General features: G+C 69.5%; 24 protein-coding genes. 12 read left to right on the forward strand and 12 right to left on the reverse strand.

Features of this window, described 5'->3' with window-relative positions; translation table 11 throughout:
- Window positions 1-28: 28 nt before the first annotated feature.
- A complete protein-coding gene (locus tag ACFOES_RS00585) occupies window positions 29-1,333 on the reverse strand; it encodes an OmpP1/FadL family transporter (RefSeq protein WP_377830801.1) in 1,305 nt (434 codons plus the stop codon).
- Between the two features lie 348 nt (window positions 1,334-1,681).
- Between ACFOES_RS00585 and rimO the strand changes: the two genes are divergently transcribed.
- A complete protein-coding gene (gene rimO / locus ACFOES_RS00590) occupies window positions 1,682-3,076 on the forward strand; it encodes a 30S ribosomal protein S12 methylthiotransferase RimO (RefSeq protein ID WP_377830802.1) in 1,395 nt (464 codons plus the stop codon).
- Window positions 3,077-3,147: 71 nt separating this feature from the next.
- Window positions 3,148-3,852, forward strand: a complete 705-nt coding sequence (locus ACFOES_RS00595) for a DUF4336 domain-containing protein (protein WP_377830803.1) — start codon at window positions 3,148-3,150, stop codon at window positions 3,850-3,852.
- A 306-nt stretch (window positions 3,853-4,158) separates the two neighbouring features.
- On the opposite strand, the gene ACFOES_RS00600 is transcribed toward ACFOES_RS00595, so the two are convergent.
- The 4 genes from ACFOES_RS00600 to ACFOES_RS00615 all read right to left on the reverse strand — a co-directional run bounded on the left by ACFOES_RS00600 (window position 4,159) and on the right by ACFOES_RS00615 (window position 6,526).
- On the reverse strand, window positions 4,159-4,530 hold the full coding sequence (locus ACFOES_RS00600; protein ID WP_377830804.1) for a YigZ family protein: 372 nt from the start codon (window positions 4,528-4,530) through the stop codon (window positions 4,159-4,161).
- A gap of 92 nt (window positions 4,531-4,622) precedes the next feature.
- A complete protein-coding gene (locus ACFOES_RS00605; RefSeq protein ID WP_377830805.1) occupies window positions 4,623-4,886 on the reverse strand; it encodes a DUF6455 family protein in 264 nt (87 codons plus the stop codon).
- Window positions 4,883-5,146 (reverse strand): DUF6455 family protein, encoded by a 264-nt coding sequence (locus ACFOES_RS00610; RefSeq protein ID WP_377830806.1) that lies wholly within the window; start codon window positions 5,144-5,146, stop codon window positions 4,883-4,885. The genes ACFOES_RS00605 and ACFOES_RS00610 overlap by 4 nt, the downstream gene beginning before the upstream one ends.
- 123 nt (window positions 5,147-5,269) lie before the next feature.
- A complete protein-coding gene (locus tag ACFOES_RS00615) occupies window positions 5,270-6,526 on the reverse strand; it encodes a DUF2254 domain-containing protein (protein WP_377830807.1) in 1,257 nt (418 codons plus the stop codon).
- 103 nt (window positions 6,527-6,629) lie between these two features.
- On the opposite strand from ACFOES_RS00615, the gene ACFOES_RS00620 reads away from it, so the two are divergent.
- The 3 genes from ACFOES_RS00620 (at window position 6,630) to ACFOES_RS00630 (ending at window position 7,757) form a co-directional block, all read left to right on the forward strand.
- On the forward strand, window positions 6,630-6,866 hold the full coding sequence (locus ACFOES_RS00620) for a hypothetical protein (protein ID WP_377830808.1): 237 nt from the start codon (window positions 6,630-6,632) through the stop codon (window positions 6,864-6,866).
- A gap of 113 nt (window positions 6,867-6,979) precedes the next feature.
- Complete coding sequence (locus ACFOES_RS00625; RefSeq protein ID WP_377830809.1) at window positions 6,980-7,318, forward strand: DUF883 family protein; 339 nt, start codon at window positions 6,980-6,982, stop codon at window positions 7,316-7,318.
- Between the two features lies 1 nt (window position 7,319).
- Window positions 7,320-7,757 (forward strand): hypothetical protein, encoded by a 438-nt coding sequence (locus ACFOES_RS00630; RefSeq protein ID WP_377830810.1) that lies wholly within the window; start codon window positions 7,320-7,322, stop codon window positions 7,755-7,757.
- Here the strand turns inward: ACFOES_RS00630 and ACFOES_RS00635 are convergent.
- Both ACFOES_RS00635 and ACFOES_RS00640 read right to left on the reverse strand, forming a co-directional pair.
- Window positions 7,754-8,680 carry a DMT family transporter gene (locus tag ACFOES_RS00635; RefSeq protein WP_377830811.1) on the reverse strand — a complete coding sequence of 309 codons (927 nt, stop codon included), beginning with the start codon at window positions 8,678-8,680 and terminating at the stop codon, window positions 7,754-7,756. The genes ACFOES_RS00630 and ACFOES_RS00635 overlap by 4 nt on opposite strands.
- A gap of 183 nt (window positions 8,681-8,863) precedes the next feature.
- On the reverse strand, window positions 8,864-9,118 hold the full coding sequence (locus ACFOES_RS00640; protein WP_377830812.1) for a DUF167 domain-containing protein: 255 nt from the start codon (window positions 9,116-9,118) through the stop codon (window positions 8,864-8,866).
- Between the two features lie 111 nt (window positions 9,119-9,229).
- On the opposite strand from ACFOES_RS00640, the gene ACFOES_RS00645 reads away from it, so the two are divergent.
- Together ACFOES_RS00645 and ACFOES_RS00650 are read left to right on the forward strand one after the other, a co-directional pair.
- Window positions 9,230-9,805, forward strand: a complete 576-nt coding sequence (locus ACFOES_RS00645; RefSeq protein ID WP_377830813.1) for a nitroreductase family protein — start codon at window positions 9,230-9,232, stop codon at window positions 9,803-9,805.
- A 16-nt stretch (window positions 9,806-9,821) separates the two neighbouring features.
- Window positions 9,822-10,526, forward strand: a complete 705-nt coding sequence (locus tag ACFOES_RS00650; protein ID WP_377830998.1) for an EI24 domain-containing protein — start codon at window positions 9,822-9,824, stop codon at window positions 10,524-10,526.
- On the opposite strand, the gene ACFOES_RS00655 is transcribed toward ACFOES_RS00650, so the two are convergent.
- The 3 genes from ACFOES_RS00655 to ACFOES_RS00665 all read right to left on the reverse strand — a co-directional run bounded on the left by ACFOES_RS00655 (window position 10,474) and on the right by ACFOES_RS00665 (window position 12,377).
- Complete coding sequence (locus tag ACFOES_RS00655; protein ID WP_377830814.1) at window positions 10,474-10,776, reverse strand: DUF1467 family protein; 303 nt, start codon at window positions 10,774-10,776, stop codon at window positions 10,474-10,476. The genes ACFOES_RS00650 and ACFOES_RS00655 overlap by 53 nt on opposite strands.
- Before the next feature lie 3 nt (window positions 10,777-10,779).
- On the reverse strand, window positions 10,780-11,184 hold the full coding sequence (gene mce, locus ACFOES_RS00660; protein WP_377830815.1) for a methylmalonyl-CoA epimerase: 405 nt from the start codon (window positions 11,182-11,184) through the stop codon (window positions 10,780-10,782).
- 212 nt (window positions 11,185-11,396) lie between these two features.
- Window positions 11,397-12,377 (reverse strand): L-threonylcarbamoyladenylate synthase, encoded by a 981-nt coding sequence (locus ACFOES_RS00665; protein WP_377830816.1) that lies wholly within the window; start codon window positions 12,375-12,377, stop codon window positions 11,397-11,399.
- 117 nt (window positions 12,378-12,494) lie between these two features.
- Here ACFOES_RS00665 and ACFOES_RS00670 point away from each other — a divergent pair, with 117 nt between their 5' ends.
- The 5 genes from ACFOES_RS00670 to ACFOES_RS00690 all read left to right on the forward strand — a co-directional run bounded on the left by ACFOES_RS00670 (window position 12,495) and on the right by ACFOES_RS00690 (window position 16,610).
- Window positions 12,495-14,213, forward strand: a complete 1,719-nt coding sequence (locus ACFOES_RS00670; protein ID WP_377830817.1) for an acyl-CoA dehydrogenase — start codon at window positions 12,495-12,497, stop codon at window positions 14,211-14,213.
- Window positions 14,210-15,271, forward strand: coding sequence for an MBL fold metallo-hydrolase (locus ACFOES_RS00675; RefSeq protein ID WP_377830818.1), 1,062 nt, complete (start codon window positions 14,210-14,212; stop codon window positions 15,269-15,271). Before ACFOES_RS00670 ends, ACFOES_RS00675 begins: the two co-directional genes overlap by 4 nt.
- A complete protein-coding gene (locus tag ACFOES_RS00680) occupies window positions 15,244-15,696 on the forward strand; it encodes a DUF6173 family protein (protein WP_377831000.1) in 453 nt (150 codons plus the stop codon). Before ACFOES_RS00675 ends, ACFOES_RS00680 begins: the two co-directional genes overlap by 28 nt.
- Before the next feature lie 128 nt (window positions 15,697-15,824).
- Window positions 15,825-15,962 (forward strand): aa3-type cytochrome c oxidase subunit IV, encoded by a 138-nt coding sequence (locus tag ACFOES_RS00685; protein WP_377830822.1) that lies wholly within the window; start codon window positions 15,825-15,827, stop codon window positions 15,960-15,962.
- A gap of 36 nt (window positions 15,963-15,998) precedes the next feature.
- The gene (locus tag ACFOES_RS00690) at window positions 15,999-16,610 is read left to right on the forward strand and encodes a hypothetical protein (RefSeq protein WP_377830826.1); all 612 of its coding nucleotides are present in this window, start codon (window positions 15,999-16,001) and stop codon (window positions 16,608-16,610) included.
- 25 nt (window positions 16,611-16,635) lie between these two features.
- Here ACFOES_RS00690 and ACFOES_RS00695 read toward each other — a convergent pair whose 3' ends face one another.
- Together ACFOES_RS00695 and ACFOES_RS00700 are read right to left on the reverse strand one after the other, a co-directional pair.
- A complete protein-coding gene (locus tag ACFOES_RS00695; protein WP_377830830.1) occupies window positions 16,636-16,965 on the reverse strand; it encodes an AzlD domain-containing protein in 330 nt (109 codons plus the stop codon).
- Window positions 16,962-17,684, reverse strand: coding sequence for an AzlC family ABC transporter permease (locus ACFOES_RS00700; protein WP_377830832.1), 723 nt, complete (start codon window positions 17,682-17,684; stop codon window positions 16,962-16,964). The genes ACFOES_RS00695 and ACFOES_RS00700 overlap by 4 nt, the downstream gene beginning before the upstream one ends.
- Window positions 17,685-17,762: the final 78 nt, after the last annotated feature.

Genomic DNA, 17,762 nt, shown 5'->3' on the forward strand with positions numbered 1-17,762 from the left:
GCCCCCGCCCCTGCCGGTTCTCACAGGATCAGAACTTGCGGGTCCAGCCCACCGAGGCGCTGAACTGGTGCATGTCGATGGTCACGCTGCTGCCCGGTGTCGGGCCCGACGGCGTGATCTCCTGCCCGGTGACGCTCACCGGCGGCACGTAGACCACCGAGAAATCGACGCTGTCGCGCTTGGTCATCTGGTAGGTGCCGCCGAGCGAGAAGTGGTTGGTCACCACGCCGGGGGCGAGGATGTTCAGCGTCACGTCCTCGGGTCCGATCGGGTTGCTCGAATGGGCATAGCCGACGCGCCAGGTCATCTTGTCGCTCGCCTTCCAGACCGCGCCCAGCTTGAAGACGTTGACGTCATCCCAGCCGAAGCCCGGCCCGTTGGCCCCGCCCAGCGGGTTGGCGCCATTGGGGAACGGGTTCGAGACCGCCGGCACGCCGGAATAGAAGATGCGCTGGACATCGGCCATCAGGGTCACGCTCGGCGTCGCCTTGTAGGCCAGACCGATGGTGGCCGAGGCCGGGATGTCGAAGCTGCCGCCGCCGGCGAACAGGCCGGCATACTTGTCGAAGCTCGACATCTTCATCTTGGTCTGGGCCGCGACGCCGACGCTCAGCACCGGCGAAACCTCGACCTGGATACCGCCGCGCAGACCGTAGCCGAGCGAGTAGGAATAGCCGTTATTGGTCAGGTTGCTCGGACTGGCCGACAGGCCCGTGAAGGCGCCCAGCCCCCAGGCCTTGAACGCCTGGCCCGCGATGGTCGGCGCGATACCGAAGGAGACGTTGCCGACCTTCTGGGCATAGGTGAAGGACAGGAACAGCTGGTTCAGGTCGACCCCGGCCTGCCCGCCGCAGAAGGCGCCGTAATTCATGCCGGGCGGGGCCGCGGCGACACAGCCCGGAGAGCTGTTCAGCACCAGCGGATAGGAGGTGTTCATCCCGCCATTGCCGTAGGCGGCGAAGTTCAGCACCGCGCCGTTGGCCAGCGGCATGTTGTAGGCGAAGTTCGGGACCGCGAAACCGTTATGCCCGCTGCGCAGCGATCCCGGCGCGACGAACCCGGTGCCACTGGCATTGTAGCCGCGATAGGGCATGAACAGCTGCAGCCCCAGCGACATCTCGCGCCCCATGCCGGCCACTGCGGCGGGGTTGATCGTCGAGGCCATCGCGTTGCTGCCCTCGGCGGCGACGCCCGCGCCGCCCTGGCCGCGCTGCACCGGGCCGAAGCCGAGCGCGAAATACCCTTCCGTCGCCTGTGCCGGAACCGCAAGAAGCCCCAGCGCCGACGCAACCGCCGCGCTCCGAAGCACAAGACGGGCCTTGTCAAATTGCATCATCGTTCCTCCCATTTCGCCTGCGTCGGAGGCCCGAACATCCGCATCCGCGTCAGCCCCTCCTCCCGGACCTCCGCCGCAGAATATTGATGCGCCTGAAAGCCCCTGCGCCGCAAGAATCATGCTTGCATAGGAATTTCTGAATTCCTAATGGAATCTTCGTAATCTCCAGGTTGAGCGTGGCAAATGCGCCGCGCCCCGCGCAAGTGCTTTCCCGCAAGCCCGAGGACATCGCCCCGGCGCTGTGCCCGCGCGGCCTCGAACGCAGGCGGCAAGGGCGTCCGGCAGGCCGACTAATCGCCGCATCGCCCCTTTCTGCGGCGCGTTTCCATCGCTATATGCCTGCCCATGTCCCAGAACCCGCCCGACCTGCGCCCCGACCTCGCCCACGCTCGTCTTACCCAGGAGACGCCGCGCCCCGGCCAGCCGACCATCGGCATGGTCAGCCTCGGCTGCCCCAAGGCGCTGGTCGACAGCGAGCGCATCCTGACCCGGCTGCGGGCCGAGGGCTACGCCATCAGCCCCGACTACCACGGTGCCGAGGCGGTGATCGTCAACACCTGCGGCTTCCTCGACAGCGCCAAGGCGGAAAGCCTGGAAGCGATCGGCGAGGCGCTGCGCGAGAACGGCAAGGTGATCGTCACCGGCTGCCTCGGGGCCGAGCCCGACTATATCACCGGCGCCCATCCCAGGGTGCTGGCGGTGACGGGGCCGCATCAATACGAGCAGGTGCTGGACGCGGTCCATGCCGCCGTGCCGCCGGCCCCCGATCCGTTCATCGACCTGCTGCCGGCCGCGGGCGTGTCGCTGACCCCGCGCCACTACAGCTATCTCAAGATCTCGGAAGGCTGTAACCACCACTGCAAGTTCTGCATCATCCCAGACATGCGCGGCCGGCTGGTCAGCCGTCCCGCCCATGCCGTGCTGCGCGAGGCCGAGAAGCTGGTCGAGGCCGGGGTCAAGGAACTGCTGGTGATCAGCCAGGACACCTCGGCCTATGGCGTCGACATCAGGCACGCCGAGGACCGCGGCCATCGCGCCCATATCACCGACCTCGCCCGCGACCTGGGCAGCCTCGGCGCCTGGGTGCGGCTGCACTACGTCTACCCCTACCCCCATGTTCGCCATCTGATCCCGCTGATGGCCACCAATTCTGACTCGGGGGGCTTGATCCTGCCCTATCTCGACATCCCGTTCCAGCACGCCCATCCCGAGACGCTGAAGCGCATGGCGCGGCCGGCAGCGGCGGCGAAGACCCTGGACGAGATCGCCGCCTGGCGCCGGGACTGTCCGGACATCACCCTGCGCTCGACTTTCATCGTCGGCTATCCGGGCGAGACCGAGGCCGAATTCCAGACCCTGCTCGACTGGCTCGACGAGGCCCAGCTCGACCGTGTCGGCTGCTTCCAATACGAGAACGTCGCCGGCGCCCGCGCCAACGACCTGCCCGACCACGTGCCGGAAGAGGTCAAGCAGGAGCGTTGGGAACGGTTCATGGAGAAGGCACAGGCGATTTCCGAGGCCAAGCTGGCGGCCAAGGTCGGCCAGCGGCTCGAGGTGATCGTCGATGCCGTCGACGAAGAGGGCGCGACCTGCCGGACCAAGGCCGACGCGCCCGAGATCGACGGCAACCTGTTCATCGACGAGGGCTTCGAGGGGCTGGCTCCGGGCGAGATCGTCACCGTCGAGGTCGACGAGGCCGGGGAGTATGACCTGTGGGGCCGGTTGCCGGCCAAGCCGTGACCGCGATCACTGGCCGGTGAACGGGCACGGCTTTGCTTGCCCCATCGGCTGTCCGGCGCTTAGCTGGGGCCATGGCCCTCACCCCCTACATCCCCGATCGCCTCTGGCTGCAGCCCTACCCGATCCGCTATGCCGGCACCGGCTTCGACGCGCGGATGAGCGTGCTGCGGCTGAATTCCGGCGAGGTCATGCTGCATTCGCCCTGCGAGATCCCGCCGACGCTGGCCGAGGAGATCGCCGCCATCGGCCCCGTCGCCCATATCGTCGCGCCGGGCAATTACCATTACCTGCACGTGCCCTCGGCCCAGGCGGCGTTCCCGGAGGCGAAGACCTGGCTCTGCCCCGGGATCGAGACCAAGCGCCCGGATATCCGCCATGACGGGCTCTTGGGCGACTCCCCGCCGCCGGCCTGGGCGGACGAGGTCGAGCAGGTGCTGGTGCGCGGCAGCCGCTGGATGTGGGAGGTGGCGATGTATGACCGGGTCAGCCGGACCCTGCTGCTGGTCGACCTGATCGAGAACTTCACCGACGCCACGCCCCATGCCAGCGCGATGCTGAAATTCTGGTTCAAATGGGTCTTCGGCATGTGGAACCGGCCCCGGCCGGCGCCGGAATACCGCATGGGCTGGCGCGACCGCGCCGCCGCCGCCGACAGCCTGGGCCGCATCCTCGACTGGCCGTTCGAGCGTATCGTGCTGTCGCATGGCGATCTGATCGAATCGGAGGCCCATGACCGGGCCAGGGCGGCCTGGCGGGGCGTTCTGGAACGGCCGTGAGCAGCCGGGCGCCGCGCAACCGCCAGTGACGTAGCGTAATGCGGCACTTCACAAGCCCCTCACGCGAAAGGCATTCGGCAGTTTGCCGAATTCTCGTCAACGACTCGCCATTTCCTCGCCCCATTCGCCGCTCACCACACGCCCACAAGTTGTAACGAGTTTGTGGCAAGATATGCGTTTTACATTGATAATCCTGTTCATTCTCTTCGCGATGCTTCAGGCGCAATTCAGCGGACAGGAGGACGCGAAGGGCCCATTCGGCACCGAGGCCCATGCCTCGCCCTCGCCGCCCGCCGCTCCGGCGGCTCACGAGGGGTTGATCGTGTCGAGATAGCTGCGCACCGCCGTCTGCACATGGCGGAAACGGTCGCCGCCCAGTTTGACCCCGCCATACCAGCGGGTGACGACGATGACGTGGTTGACCAAACCGGCAGCCTCGAGCTGGCGCAGGATCACGTTTCCTGCGCCACTCTCACCGTCGTCGGACTTGAGCGGCTCGCGATTGCCCGAAGCATCCTCGAACAGCACCGCCCAGCTGTTGTGGGTGGCCTTGGCGTAGCGCTTGGCCCGGGTCAGGTCGCGCAGGAAATCGCGCACCGCGTCCCGGTCGGCCACCGGCCCACCCGAGACGGCGTATTTCGACCCGCGGTCGCTGACGACATTTTCGATTTGCAGCATGGGCGCTCCTTCGCGCCCTACCCAGCACGGCCGCTCCGCGGGATCAAGCCCGGCGCCCGTGCGGCAGTCCCACGCGGCAGTCCCGCGCGGCGTCACTTGCCGCGCAGGGCCTCCAGATCGGTCTTGTTGGCGCAAAACCCGGGCAGTTCCGGCGCCCCGGCGCCATGCTGGCCCAGCCAGCCGGTGCATTGCGTCGCCCGATTGCACATCCGACAGCGCACCACCATGATCCCCAGATCCTCGTGCGTGATCGCCCCGGCCTGGATCGCCTCGCTGATATTGACGTCGACGGCGCGCGCCATGCCCTGGGTCAGCCAGTAGTGGCGGGCGGCGTCGCCTCCCAATGAAATCATCATGGCGCGGCCTCCTTCAATGCGGCCAGCAAGGTGGCGTTGCGGCAATAGTCCGGCGCCACGTCGGCGCCGGCGCGGTGATCCCGTTGCCAATGGGCGCAGGCCTCGGGCGCGTCGCAGCCGGTGCAGCGCAGCGCCGCCGCGCGATAGGTCTCGGGCGACAGCCGCCCGGCCCGCATCGCCGCGTTCAGGTCGATCCCCAAGGTCTCGGCCATGTGGCCGAGCAGTTCGAGGTGGCGGTCCATCTTCTTCATCGAAAACATGCCAAAACTCCCCATCGGTGCTTTGCATCAATGCAGGAAGGCTCTCAAAAGCAGGGGCCTGCCGCCATGACGCAGATCAAAGGTGATCGGACCGTGACGGACCGGCGGAAGGCCGCCGCGGGCTCAGCGCCGCGAAGCCACGGCGGCGACCTTGTCCGCCAGCACGCGCAGCACCGCACGGTCGGCCTCCAGCGCCAGCGCCGCCTCGGCCCGTTCCAATGCCTCGACCGACTGGCGGGCGGCGGCGGGGGCGAAATCCTCCGGATCGATCCGCGCCAATGCCAGCAGCGTCTTCTGCAGCCGGATCTGGACCTCGACCAGCGCCGCGCCATCGCGGGCGATCGGGCGGAAGAAATCCTCGAACAGGTCGCCGACGACGACCTCGGGCACCCAGAGCCGGGGATACAGCACATCGACCCGCCGCCGCGCCCCCCAGGGCGCCAGCACCCGCAGCCCGCGCCCGAGGATGTCGATTGCCGTGCCGGGATCGTTGACCGCCGGCGACAGCGCGCGCGAGGCGATCTCGGCCAGCACCGCCAGGCCGAAGCGCGGATCCTGGTCGAAGCTGCGGGTCTCGCCCAGGGTGAAGGCGGCGGCCAGTTTGCGCTCCAGCCCCTCGGCCCTTGGCCCCAGCGCCCAGAGCAGCGGCGCGGCGGGATGGACGAAGGCGCCGGGCAGCACCTCGACATAGAGCCGCAGCCCGGCCTCCTCGGCGAGTTCCGACAAGGCATGGGTGTCGAGATGGCGGACATAGCCAACCTGGTCGGCCAGCACCGGCCAGGCTCCGTGCGGCGGCGAGCCGCGCCGCGGGTGGCCGCCCAGGTAAGGCGTCGCCAGCCGCGTCTGCATCGCCTTGGCCGCCGCCGATTCGACCCGCCCGGCGACATCGGTCATCCGCCCGAAGCCGGCGAGGTGGGCGATCCAGCGCAGGAAGGTCAGCACGATGATCGCCACCATCGCCAGCGTGGCGAGGAACACCACCAGCCGGCCGCCATCGGTATAGACCCCGGCCTTCAGCGCGATGATGCCGACGAGGCTGAACAGGAAGGCGCCGAGAAAGGTCGCCAGCACGTTCTGCGTCGTCCCGTCCTGCAGCAGCAGCGCCGTCGCCCTCGGCGTGGCGCTCTCGGCCGAGCCGGCCAGGGCCGAGACCATGATCGACAGCGAGAAGGTCGTGACCGCCAGCATGCTGGAGGCAAGGATGCCGAGAATCGCGTCGACCGCGTCCGCGCCCAGCCCGGCGCCGATACCGGCCGGGATTTCGTGCTGGAGCAGCCAGGCCAGCCCGACCGTCACCAGCCCGAGCAACGCGAACAGGGCCGCCCGCACCCAGAGCTTGCGGCCCATCTGCACCAGCAGCCATTTCCACTTGGAGATCATCGGCTTCTCCCGTCCCTCACGCCATGCTGCGCCGAAACCGGCCGGTGATGCAATCGGCGTGCCGGCCCTTCCCACTCCCCCGCCAGCGCGCTATCCTTGTGCCATGTTCAGCATCGAGCACGATTTCGACGCAACGGTCGTCACCCTGGTCGACGAAGGCACGCCGCATCTGCAGGAGGATGTGACGCTGGAGGCCTTCGAGGATTGCGTGACCCTGTCGCAATACGACGCCCGCCGCGACGAGGTGCTGACGATTACCCTGTCGATGTCCCAGGTGCGCGACCTTGCCGCCGCGCTCAACCTGCCCGAAGGCATCTACCGCCGCCGCGAAACCAAGTAGCGCGGTCGCCCTCGCCGTTCCGTCGCGCGATCGCGATGGCGAAAGGCGACCATGACGATTGCATTCCCGCGCCGCCCGGCTAGCCTTGGGGCATTGCGAGAAGGAGCATTGCCATGGCGACCCGATCCACGACAGCCGACAAGACCGAAACCGAATCCCCCGATCTCGCCGCCGAGGTGGCCGAGCTGCGGCGCGAGCTGGAAAGCGTCGCCGCTCTGATCCGCAAGATCGGCGCCGACGGGCTGGAAGCGGCCCAAAGCGAGGCCAAGGCGCGGCTTGCCGAGGGGCTAGCGCAGGGCGAGGCGACAGCCCGCAAGGTGGCCGGCGAGGTTCGCGACGACTGGCAGGAGCTCGAATCGCGGGTGATGGACGAGACCCGCGCCCATCCCTGGCGCACGCTCGGCCTTGCCGCGCTGGCCGGCATGGTGCTGGGCCTGCTGCTGCGCCGCTGACATGAACGCGTTGCTGTCCCTGCTCGGCCGCGCGGCCCGGTCGCAGGTCGAAAACCTCAAGCGCGCGGCCGCGACCAATGCCGGTTTTGGCCTGGCGATCGCGATCTTCGCGTTGCTGGCGCTGATCTTCGCCGTCGCCCTGGGCGTGCATGCCCTGGCCCTGTGGATCGGGATGGTCGGCGCGCTGGCCGTCGGCCTCGGCCTCAGCCTGCTGGGCTGCCTGGTCGCCTGGCTGATGCTGCGCGCCGCGCGTCAGCGCGCCCAGGCCGAACGCCAGGCCGAGGAGACCCGGCTGATGCGCGAGGCGCTGCAGGTCACGCTGCCGCTCTTGCGCAGCAACCCGACCCTGACGATCGGCCTGGCGATGCTCGCCGGCTTCCTGCTCAGCCTCGGCGGCGGCAGCGGCAGCGGCGGTGGCAGCGGCAAGGACCGCGGCTAGCCGCCCTCGACCGGCCCCAGCGCCCCCGCCGCCACCGCGGCGCGGCGGGCCAGCGCCTGGCGCCGGCCGGCATACCACAGGTAGACTGCGAGGCTGCCGATCACCAGCGCCCCACCGGTCACCATTCCCCGCGTCAGCGCCTCGCCGGTCCCGGCCCAGACCCAGACCGGGCCGAGGATGGTCTCGAGCAGCATCAGCAGGCTGACCGTCGACGCCTGGGTATGGCGCGAGGCCAGCGAGAGCGAGAAGAACGAGGCCGGCAAAACGACCCCGCCGGCCAGGACGATGGCCCAGATCCGTCCGTCCAGCATGGTCGCCGGCCCGACCAGGCCCAGCCCGACGAGACCCGAGACGAGGGCGCCGCAGCCGACGGCCAGCGGGATCGGGATTTGCGGGTTGCGCCGGATGGTGACGAAATTGACCGCCAGGCTCATCGCCACGCCCAGCCCGGCCGCCGCCCCGAGCAGCGGGGTGCCGACCACCGGCCCGGCACTCTTGCCGAAGACCGCGATGCCGATGCCGGTCAGCACCGCCGCGATCGCCGCCCAGGTCGACCAGTGGGTCGCCTCGCCCAGCACCAGCCGCGACAGCAACGCCGAGAAGACCGGCACCGAGGAGATCGCGAACAGCACCACCGCCACCGGCGCTGCCGCGATGCCGAGGCTGAACAGCGCCGCGCTGAGGAACTGGCACAGCACCACCAGCGCGCCGCCCCCGCTGGCCAGCCCGCGCAGGTCGCCGCGCCAGTGGCGGTGCCGGAACAGCGCCCAGGCCAGGGTCAGGCTGGTCCCGGCCAGCAGCCCGCGCCAAGCCACCATCTGGCCGCCGCCCAGCCCGGACAGGCGCATCAGCAGCGTGTCCGGCGTGATCGCCAGCGCGCCGAACAGTGCAAGGAATATCCCGAACATCGGATGTCGCGTCATCTCCCCTCCCGGCGCAGCCTTCCCCTCGCTCTCTATCCGCCCCGCCCGACCGTTCCAAGGCTGCGCCGCCTGCCTTCCCCTGAGCGGAAATATCCCGGGGGGAGTCGCCCTTGGGCGACGGGGGGCAGCGCCCCCCTTCCGCACGCAGTGCCAGAAGGCGTGCGGCGCAGCCGCGCAATCGGGTCAGAGGACGCGAAACACCTTGTCGCGCGCGGTGGCGCCGCGGATCAGCTCGAGGCGCGATTTCGGCACGCCGACCGCCTTGGACAGCAGCTTGACCACCGCCGCCGTCGCCTTGCCGTCCTCGGGCACCGTGGTGACGTAGACCCTGATCGCCCCGTCCTCGGCCACCACCGCGTTGCGCGAGGCGCGCGGGGTGACGCGCACCGCGATCTCTGTGCCCGGGTCGGAAAGATGGCTGAGGTCGGTCTTGCTCATAGGGGTCTCCTGTGGCTGGCCCCGGTATAGAAGCTTCGGCGCCGCACGCCCAGCCCGCGGTTGCAATCGCCGGGGCAAGCGCTGATATGAGCCAAAAGCCTGGAGGACTGCATGCCCGATCCCAATCCCGCCGCGATGGACTTCCTGCTCAGCCGCCGCTCGCGCCCGGCCAAGACGCTGACCGCCCCGGCGCCCGATGCCGCGGCGCTGCTGCCGCTGCTGACCGCCGCCGCCCGCAGCCCAGATCACGGCAAGCTCGAGCCCTGGCGCTTCATCGTGCTGGAACGGCCGGCGCTGGAGCGGCTGGCGAAACTGGCCGAACGCCGCGGCGCCGAGCTCGGGCTCGAGGGCGAGAAGACGGCCAAGGCGGTCAGCCAGTTCGCCGATTCGCCGCTCGCCGTCGCGGTGATCGCGGCGCCGGTCGCGTCCGAGAAGATCCCGCAGGTCGAGCAGGTGCTGTCGGCCGGGGCGGTCTGCCTCGGGCTGCTCAACGCCGCGCTGGCCTCGGGCTGGGGCGCGGCCTGGCTGACCAGCTGGGCGGCGCATGACCGCGGCTTCGTCGAAGAGGGGCTGGGCCTGGCCAATCACGAATTCGTCGCCGGCTTCGTCCATATCGGCACCGAGACCAGGGTGCCGCCGGAGCGTCCGCGCCCGGACATGGACAAGATCGTCAGCTGGGCCTCATGAGGCGGCCGGGCGGATGATCCTGACCGATTTCAGCCGGGCCCTGGCCCAGATCGGCGACCCGCGCTTCCGCCGAGTGCTGTGGATCGGCCTCGCCCTGACGCTGGCGCTGCTGGCGGCGGTCTATGCCGGTTTCATCGCGGTGATCGACATCTTCACCCCGGACACGATCACCCTGCCCTGGATCGGCGCTGTCGGCGGGCTGTCGACCCTGCTGTCCTGGGCCTCTCTGTTCCTGATGCTGGGGCTGTCGGTCTTCCTGATGGTGCCCGTCGCCTCGGCCTTCACCGGCTTCTTCCTCGAAGACGTCGCCCAGGCGGTCGAGGACCGCTATTACCCCAGCCTGCCGCCGGCGCCGGCGGTGCCGCTGGCCGAGGCGCTGGTCGACAATGCGCGCTTCTTCGTGCTGCTGATCGCGGTCAACGTGGTCGCGCTGGCGGTCTATATCTTCGCCGGACCGCTGGTGCCGGTGCTGTTCTGGGCGATCAACGGCTTTCTGCTCGGGCGCGAGTATTTCCAGCTCGTCGCCATGCGCCGGGTCGGCCGCCAAGGCGCCAAGCAACTGCGCCGGCGCTACCCGCTGCAGATCTGGCTGGCCGGCGTGCTGATGGCCGCGCCGCTATCGCTGCCGCTGGTCAACCTCGTGGTGCCGATCCTCGGCGTCGCCACCTTCACCCACCTGTTCCACCGTCTGTCCGGAACGAGGGCGGCCCCATCCGGTTGAAGATGTCGAGGTCGCGGATGGTGATCACGCCCGAGGTCACCACCCAGGCGATGCCGGCCCAGACCACCAGCGCGATCAGCGTGGTGATCTTGACCTTGCGCTTGAGGTTGAAATCCGACGGCGCCGAGGCCGGGGTGCCGGGCACGATCTCGCCCTTGTCGCCCTGGGTCTCGTTGCGGACCTGGAGCACGATGAAGAACACCATGAACCAGGTGACGGCGAAGACGACGATGGCTTCGACGACGTTCATGGCTCAGACCTGTTCCAGCTCGATCAGGCAGCCGTTGAAGTCCTTGGGGTGCAGGAACAGCACCGGCTTGCCATGGGCGCCGATCTTCGGCTCGCCCGAGCCCAGTACCCGGGCGCCGCTGTCCTTCAGCTTGTCGCGGGCGGTGAGGATGTCATCGACCTCGTAGCAGATATGGTGGATGCCGCCGGCCGGGTTCTTTGCCAGGAAGCCGGCGATCGGGCTGTCCTCGCCCAGCGGGTAGAGCAGCTCGATCTTGGTGTTCGGCAACTCGATGAAGACCACGGTGACGCCGTGATCGGGCTCGTCCTGCGGCGCGCCGACCCTGGCGCCCAGCGTCGAGCGGTATTGCTCGGCGGCGGCTTCGAGGTCGGGGACGGCGATGGCGACGTGGTTCAGGCGGCCGATCATGGGCAGGTCTCCTTGGCTTTCAGCGGTTATGCGGTGCGAAGGGGCCTTGGCGCAAGGGGCGGGGCGCCGCAGGGACGGCGATCCGGTTGCGCGGCTGCGCCGCAAGCCTTCTGGCACTGCGTGCCGCCGGGGGCGCTGCCCCCGTCGCCCAGGGGCGACTCCCCCGGGATATTTTCACTCAGGTGAAAGAGGGCGCGGATCAGGGCCGCGGTTCAGGAGCGCGGGGCGGCGGCGCGGCGCAGGCGGTCGTTGATGGCGCGGCCGAGGCCGTGATCGGGGATCGGGGCGACGGCGATGGCCTGGCCCGGCGCGGCGCTTGCGTCGGCCTCGTGCAGCATCTGGAACAGGTTGGCGGCGGCCTCGACCAGATCGCCGGTGGGCGAGAGGTTGAGCGGCGCCGCCTCGGTGCCGGGACCGAAGCCGATCCAGAACTCGGCCGGGGTCGGGTCGGAGACCTCGAGCCGCACCGGCGCGCCGGGGGCATAATGCGAGGCGAGCTGGCCCGGGGCGATGGGGCTTTCGCCCACGGCCTCGGGCGGCGGCCCCATCTCGAGCGGCGCGCCGAGGCAGGCCTCGATCGCCTCGGCCGGCAACCCGCCGGGGCGCAAGAGCCGGGCGCCACCCTGAAGGCCGAGGATGGTGGATTCGACGCCGACCGGGCAGTCGCCGCCATCGACCACCGCCTCGATCCGGCCCGAGAGCCCGTCGAGGACGTGGGAGGCGCGGGTCGGGCTGATCCTGCCGGACGGGTTGGCCGAGGGCGCGGCGACCGGACCGCCGAAGGCCGCCAGTAGGGCGCGGGCGACGGGGTGTTCCGGCACCCGGATCGCCACGGTGTCGAGCCCGGCCGTCACCAAGGGCGACAGCCCGGCCTCCGGTTTCAGCGGCAGCACCAGGGTCAGCGGCCCGGGCCAGAAGGCATCGGCCAGCCGCTCGGCGCGGTCATCGAAGACGGCGAAGCGGCGGGCGGCGGCGATGTCGGCCAGGTGAATGATCAACGGGTTGAAGCGCGGCCGCCCCTTGGCCTCGAAGATCCGCGCCACCGCCCGGTCGTTGCACGCGTCGGCGCCGAGGCCGTAGACCGTCTCGGTCGGAAAGGCCACCAGCCCGCCGGCACACAGCACCGCCGCCGCCTGCGCCAGCCCCTCGGGCGTGGCGGGCAGGGTTTCGGTGGAGATCGCGGGCTGGGGCACGGTCGTGACGCTGCGTTGGACTTGATGGATACGGCCCGTCGGGTAGGTTGGGCGTCGTTACCCGCCCACATACGCGCGCGCCGGCCCTTTGCCAAGCCGCCCGCCCCGGAGACAGCCATGCCCTACCGCGCCCCGCTTGCCGACTTCCGTTTCATCCTCGACCATGTCGCCGGCTTCGACGCCGTCGCCGCGACCGAGCTGTTCGCCGAGGCGACGCCCGAGACGGTCGAGGCGATCCTGGGCGAGGCCGGCAAGCTGTGCGAGAACGTGCTGGCGCCGTTGCAGCGCGAGGGCGACCTCAAGCCGGCCACGCTGGAAAACGGCGTGGTGCGGACGACGCCGGGCTTCGCCGAGGCCTACCGCCAGATCGCCGAGGGCGGCTGGGTGGCGATCTCGGCCGATCCCGAGCATGGCGGCATGGGGCTGCCGCTGACCGTCGCCACCGCCGTCAACGACATGATGAGCGCGGCCTGCCTGTCGCTGCAGCTCAATCCGCTGATGACCCAGGGCCAGATCGAGGCGCTGGAGCATCATGCCAGCGAGGAGCTGAAGGCGCTCTACCTGCCCAAGCTGGTCTCGGGCGAATGGTGCGGAACGATGAACCTGACCGAGCCGCAGGCGGGCTCGGACGTCGGCGCGCTGCGGAGCAAGGCCGAGCCGAACGGCAACGGGACCTACGCCATCACCGGGCAGAAGGTTTTCATCTCCTGGGGCGATAACGACTTTTCCGAAAACGTCTGCCACCTGGTGCTGGCGCGGCTGCCCGACGGGGCGCCGGGGACCAAGGGCATCAGCCTGTTCCTGGTGCCCAAGTTCATCCCCGACGAAAACGGCAATCCGGGCCGGCGCAACAGCCTCGGCGTCGTCAGCCTCGAACACAAGATGGGCCTGCATGGCAGCCCGACCGCGGTGATGCAGTACGATGGCGCCACCGGCTGGATGGTGGGTGCGCCGCATGGCGGCATGAAGGCGATGTTCACGATGATGAACAACGCCCGTCTCGGCGTCGGCGTGCAGGGCATCGGCGTGGCCGAGGGCGCCTATCAGCACGCGCTGGCCTATGCGCTGGACCGCAAGCAGGGCAATACCCCGGTCGAGGGGGGCAGCGGCACCATCGTCGACCATGCCGACGTCCGCCGGATGCTGGCGACGATGAAGGCCGAGACCTTCGCCGCCCGCGCCATCGCGCTCAACCTCGCCGTGGCGCTCGACATGGCCCGGGCGACGGGAGAGGCCGACTGGGCCGCCCGCGCCGCGCTGCTGACGCCGATCGCCAAGGCCTATGGCACCGATACCGGGATCAACGTCGCCAGCCTGGGGATGCAGGTCCATGGCGGCATGGGCTTCATCGAGGAGACCGGCGCGGCGCAATACCTGCGCGACGTCCGGGTGACGGCGATCTACGAGGGCACCAACGGCATCCAGGCGATGGACCTCGTCGGTCGCAAGATGATGGATAACGGCGAGGCCGCCTGCCGCCAGATCGAGGAAATCCAGACCGGGGCCGAGGCGGCGCGCGCCTCGCTGCCGGCGCTGGCCGAGGATGTCTGGAACGCCGCCGAGGCGATGCGCGAGGGCACCGAGGCGCTGGTGGCGCAAGGGCTCAACGACCGCTTCGCCGGCGCCGTGCCCTTTCTGCGTGCCTTCGCCCTGGTGCTGGGCGCCCATTACCACCTGCGTGCCGCCGTCGCCGAAGGGACGCAGGGCGGGCCGCGCACCCGGCTGGCCGCCTTCTTCATCAAGCGGCTGCTGCCCGAACATGCCGCGCTGCTGGCCCATGCCCGCGAAGGGGCGGCGGATCTCTACGCCCTCAGCCCGGAGGACCTTTCGGCATGATGGACGGCGGCACGGGCCAGATCCGCTATCCCTGGGAAATCGCCCCGGAACAGGGCGCGGCGACAGAGGTCGCGCCGGGGGTGCTGTGGATGCGGCTGCCGCTGCCGATGAAGCTCGATCACGTCAACGTCTTCGCCCTGGATGACGGCGACAGCTGGACGGTTGTCGATACCGGCTTCGACAGCCGCAAGGGCCGGGCGATCTGGCAGGCGCTGATGGCCGGGCCGCTGGCCGGCAACCCGGTCCGTCGCGTCGTCGTCACCCATCACCATCCCGACCATATCGGCATGGCCGGCTGGCTCCAGTCCGACCACGGCACCGAGCTGGTGACGACCCGCACCGCCTGGCTGTTCGCCCGCATGCTGACGCTGGACGTGCAGGAGGAACCGGTCGCCGAGACGCTGACCTTCTGGCGCGATGCCGGCATGGACCCGGAAACCTACGCCCAGCGCGCGGCCGAACGGCCGTTCAACTTCGCCGACATCGTCGCGCCGCTGCCCCTGGGCTTCACCCGGATCGCCGAGGGCGATGTGATCGAGATGGGCGGCCGGAGCTGGGATATCCGCATCGGCAACGGCCACGCGCCCGAGCACGCCACCTTCTGGAGCCGCGACGACAACCTGGTGATCGGCGGCGACCAGCTGCTGCCGTCGATTTCGCCCAATCTCGGCGTCTATGCCACCGAGCCCGAGGCCGACCCGGTCGGCGACTGGATCGAAAGCTGCACCCGGCTGTCCGCCCATGCCGAGGACGACCAGCTGGTCCTGCCCGGCCACAAGCTGCCCTTCACCGGCTTGCCGCTGCGCCTGCGCCAGATGATCGACAACCACCACGGGGCGCTCGACCGGCTGCTCGACCACCTGGCCGAGCCGCGGGTCGGCGGCGACTGCTTCCCGCCGCTGTTCAAGCGCGCGATCGGGCCGGGCGAATACGGGCTGGCGCTGGTCGAGACCATCGGCCATCTCAATCACCTGCACCGGCTGGGCAAGGTCCGGCGCTGGCGCAGCGAGCGCGAGGCGCATCAGGGGGCCTGGCTGTGGCAGCGGAGCGAGAGCTGAACCGCCCCCCTTCGGGTGGACGCGCCGTCCATGCCGATCCGGACGCGCCGGCGACGCCGGAACAGCTGCCCTTGCCCGCGGCCATCGCCCGTATCCCGCCAGAGGACAAGAGCCCGGCCGAATGGGCCTATCAGCGGCTGATCCTCTACATCCGCAACTTCGAGGACCAGCTCGATCCGGCCGAGGAAGTGGCTCTGGGCTTCGCCGGCGGCCATGCCGGGGTGCTGCGGATCGAGGGGCTGGGCTATTTCGCCCCCGACCTCGTCACCTTCTACGGTCGCGACGACAGCGGCGCGAAGACCCAGCTGGTCCAGCATGTCAGCCAGCTCTCGGTGATCCTGCGTGCCGTGCCCAAGGCCGAGGCCAGCGGCAGCGCCCGGCGCATCGGCTTCCGCCTCGCCGCCGATCTCGACCGCGGGCGATAGCTGCGACACGGCGCCGCAGGTGACGGCCAGCGCCTGGTCGATCCTCGCGCCGAGGCTCGCAAATACGTGACAGGGCAGGATGAATCGGGTATTCGGCTAGTCAGGGAGATACACAAGGGAGCGCAGGAATGGCCGAAGAACACAAGCACGGCAGCATGGATATCCGTGACCACGAGAAGACCTTTCACGGCTTCGTCAGCATGGTGACCTGGGGCGCTGGCCTGATCATCGTCTTCCTGATCTTCCTGGCGCTGGTGAACGGCTGAGCCGCTTGACGGCCCCGACAACCGGCAGGAGGGCCGATGCGCCGCCTCGTCGCAAGCCTCGTTCTGCTTCTGGCCCTGGCCGCCTGCGCGGCCGAGCCTGTCTGGGCGCCTGACGACGCCGTCGCCCGCGCCCGCTATGCCTTCCCCGGCCCGGCCTCGATCACGCTGATCACGGTGGTCAACAACCGCAGCGGCAGCGGCGGCCACTCGGCGCTGCTGATCAACGGCGCGCAGCGGGTGGTCTTCGATCCCGCCGGCACCTGGGTCAGCAGCCTGGCGCCCGAGCGCAACGACGTCCATTTCGGCATGTCGCCGGCGGTGCTGGACAATTACCTCGACTACCACACCCGGATCACCTGGCACACGGTCGAGCAGACCGTCGTCGTGCCGCAAGAGGTCGCGGCCCAGGCGATCCTGCTGGTCGAGCGCAACGGCGCGGTGCGCAAGGCGATGTGCGCCGACACGGTCTCGGCGATCCTGACCCGGCTGCCGGGCTTCGAGCACCTGCCCAAGACCTGGTTCCCGGTCAAGCTGATGCAGGGTTTCGCCGCACTGCCCGGGGTCAAGACGCGGATCTACTACGACACCGATCCCGACCTGAACACCACCAAGCTCGACGCGCCGGTCAAGGCGCAGAAGGCGCTGTAGGCGCCCGGTTTCGGCGCGAGAGCTGCTAGCCCACCAGCCACATCACCAGGTAGAGCACCCCGGCCCCGCCGAAGATCGCCGCCATCACGTTGCGGGTGGCGACGCCGATCGCCACCGTCGCCACCGCCGCCGCCATTCGCGCCGGGTCGGGGTCACCGCCGGTCGCCTGCGGCCAGATCACCAGCGGCGCCACCAGACCGGGCATCACCGCCACCGGGGTGTAGCGCAGGTGGCGCAGCACCCATTCGGGCAGCTTGCGGTCGCCGATGATGCCGAGGAAGGAGAAGCGGATCAGGAAGGTCCCGATGCCCATGCCGATGATGATCAGCCAGATATGGGTTTCCGACATCGTCATGCGAATTCCCTCCGCGCCGCCCGCCGGGCCACCCATTGCTCGACCTGCGCCCCGGTCACCATCGCCGCCACCGAGGCGATCAGCAGGCCCAGGTTATAGGGCAGGAAGGCGAAGGCCAGCGCGACCACGATCGAAACCACGGCCGCCGCGACATGGGCGGCGGTGCGCAGCATCGGCGTGATGATGGCGAGAAAGGTGATCGGCACCGCGAAATCGAGCGCGAATTCGGGCGGGATCTTGGTGCCCAGCGCCGCGCCCACCCATGTCGCGCCGTACCAGGGCAGGCAGACCGGGCTCATCACGCCGAAGAAATAGGCCGTCTTCTGCGCCAATGTCATCTCGGGCCGGCGCTCGAATTCCATGATCGACGCGGCATAGGTCTGGTCGACCAGGAAATAGGCCATGATCGCCCGTTTCCACAGCGGCTGCGCCCCCAGATGCGGCGTGATCGAGGCCGAATACATCGCCATGCGCATGTTCACCGCCAGCGCCGTGGCCAGCACGATCAGCACCGGCGCGTTGTCCTTCATCAGCTGCAGCGCGGCGAATTGCGCCGCCCCGGCGATCACCAGCACCGAAAAGCTCATGACGTCGAGCAGCCGCATCCCGGCCTCGGTCGCCACGACGCCGAACAGCATGCCGAACGGAGCGACGACGAAGACGAAGGGCGCGCCGTTGCGGAAACCGCGCCAGTAGTGCGAACGTGTGTTTTCGGACATCGGGAACCTCGGGGATGCGCCGGGCGGAACTTCGGAACCGTACCGTGCGGGAGCGGCCACTGGACGGGCTCTCCCCGA

The sequence above is a fragment of the Acidimangrovimonas pyrenivorans genome (genome assembly GCF_042643245.1).
Taxonomy (GTDB): domain Bacteria; phylum Pseudomonadota; class Alphaproteobacteria; order Rhodobacterales; family Rhodobacteraceae; genus Acidimangrovimonas; species Acidimangrovimonas pyrenivorans.

Coding starts and splice junctions, on each gene's coding strand:
- ACFOES_RS00585 (WP_377830801.1), bottom strand. CDS start 1,333: ATGCAATTTGACAAGGCCCGTCTTGTGCTTCGGAGCGCGGCGGTTGCG.
- rimO (WP_377830802.1), top strand. CDS start 1,682: ATGTCCCAGAACCCGCCCGACCTGCGCCCCGACCTCGCCCACGCTCGT.
- ACFOES_RS00595 (WP_377830803.1), top strand. CDS start 3,148: ATGGCCCTCACCCCCTACATCCCCGATCGCCTCTGGCTGCAGCCCTAC.
- ACFOES_RS00600 (WP_377830804.1), bottom strand. CDS start 4,530: ATGCTGCAAATCGAAAATGTCGTCAGCGACCGCGGGTCGAAATACGCC.
- ACFOES_RS00605 (WP_377830805.1), bottom strand. CDS start 4,886: ATGATGATTTCATTGGGAGGCGACGCCGCCCGCCACTACTGGCTGACC.
- ACFOES_RS00610 (WP_377830806.1), bottom strand. CDS start 5,146: ATGTTTTCGATGAAGAAGATGGACCGCCACCTCGAACTGCTCGGCCAC.
- ACFOES_RS00615 (WP_377830807.1), bottom strand. CDS start 6,526: ATGATCTCCAAGTGGAAATGGCTGCTGGTGCAGATGGGCCGCAAGCTC.
- ACFOES_RS00620 (WP_377830808.1), top strand. CDS start 6,630: ATGTTCAGCATCGAGCACGATTTCGACGCAACGGTCGTCACCCTGGTC.
- ACFOES_RS00625 (WP_377830809.1), top strand. CDS start 6,980: ATGGCGACCCGATCCACGACAGCCGACAAGACCGAAACCGAATCCCCC.
- ACFOES_RS00630 (WP_377830810.1), top strand. CDS start 7,320: ATGAACGCGTTGCTGTCCCTGCTCGGCCGCGCGGCCCGGTCGCAGGTC.
- ACFOES_RS00635 (WP_377830811.1), bottom strand. CDS start 8,680: ATGACGCGACATCCGATGTTCGGGATATTCCTTGCACTGTTCGGCGCG.
- ACFOES_RS00640 (WP_377830812.1), bottom strand. CDS start 9,118: ATGAGCAAGACCGACCTCAGCCATCTTTCCGACCCGGGCACAGAGATC.
- ACFOES_RS00645 (WP_377830813.1), top strand. CDS start 9,230: ATGCCCGATCCCAATCCCGCCGCGATGGACTTCCTGCTCAGCCGCCGC.
- ACFOES_RS00655 (WP_377830814.1), bottom strand. CDS start 10,776: ATGAACGTCGTCGAAGCCATCGTCGTCTTCGCCGTCACCTGGTTCATG.
- mce (WP_377830815.1), bottom strand. CDS start 11,184: ATGATCGGCCGCCTGAACCACGTCGCCATCGCCGTCCCCGACCTCGAA.
- ACFOES_RS00670 (WP_377830817.1), top strand. CDS start 12,495: ATGCCCTACCGCGCCCCGCTTGCCGACTTCCGTTTCATCCTCGACCAT.
- ACFOES_RS00675 (WP_377830818.1), top strand. CDS start 14,210: ATGATGGACGGCGGCACGGGCCAGATCCGCTATCCCTGGGAAATCGCC.
- ACFOES_RS00685 (WP_377830822.1), top strand. CDS start 15,825: ATGGCCGAAGAACACAAGCACGGCAGCATGGATATCCGTGACCACGAG.
- ACFOES_RS00690 (WP_377830826.1), top strand. CDS start 15,999: ATGCGCCGCCTCGTCGCAAGCCTCGTTCTGCTTCTGGCCCTGGCCGCC.
- ACFOES_RS00695 (WP_377830830.1), bottom strand. CDS start 16,965: ATGACGATGTCGGAAACCCATATCTGGCTGATCATCATCGGCATGGGC.
- ACFOES_RS00700 (WP_377830832.1), bottom strand. CDS start 17,684: ATGTCCGAAAACACACGTTCGCACTACTGGCGCGGTTTCCGCAACGGC.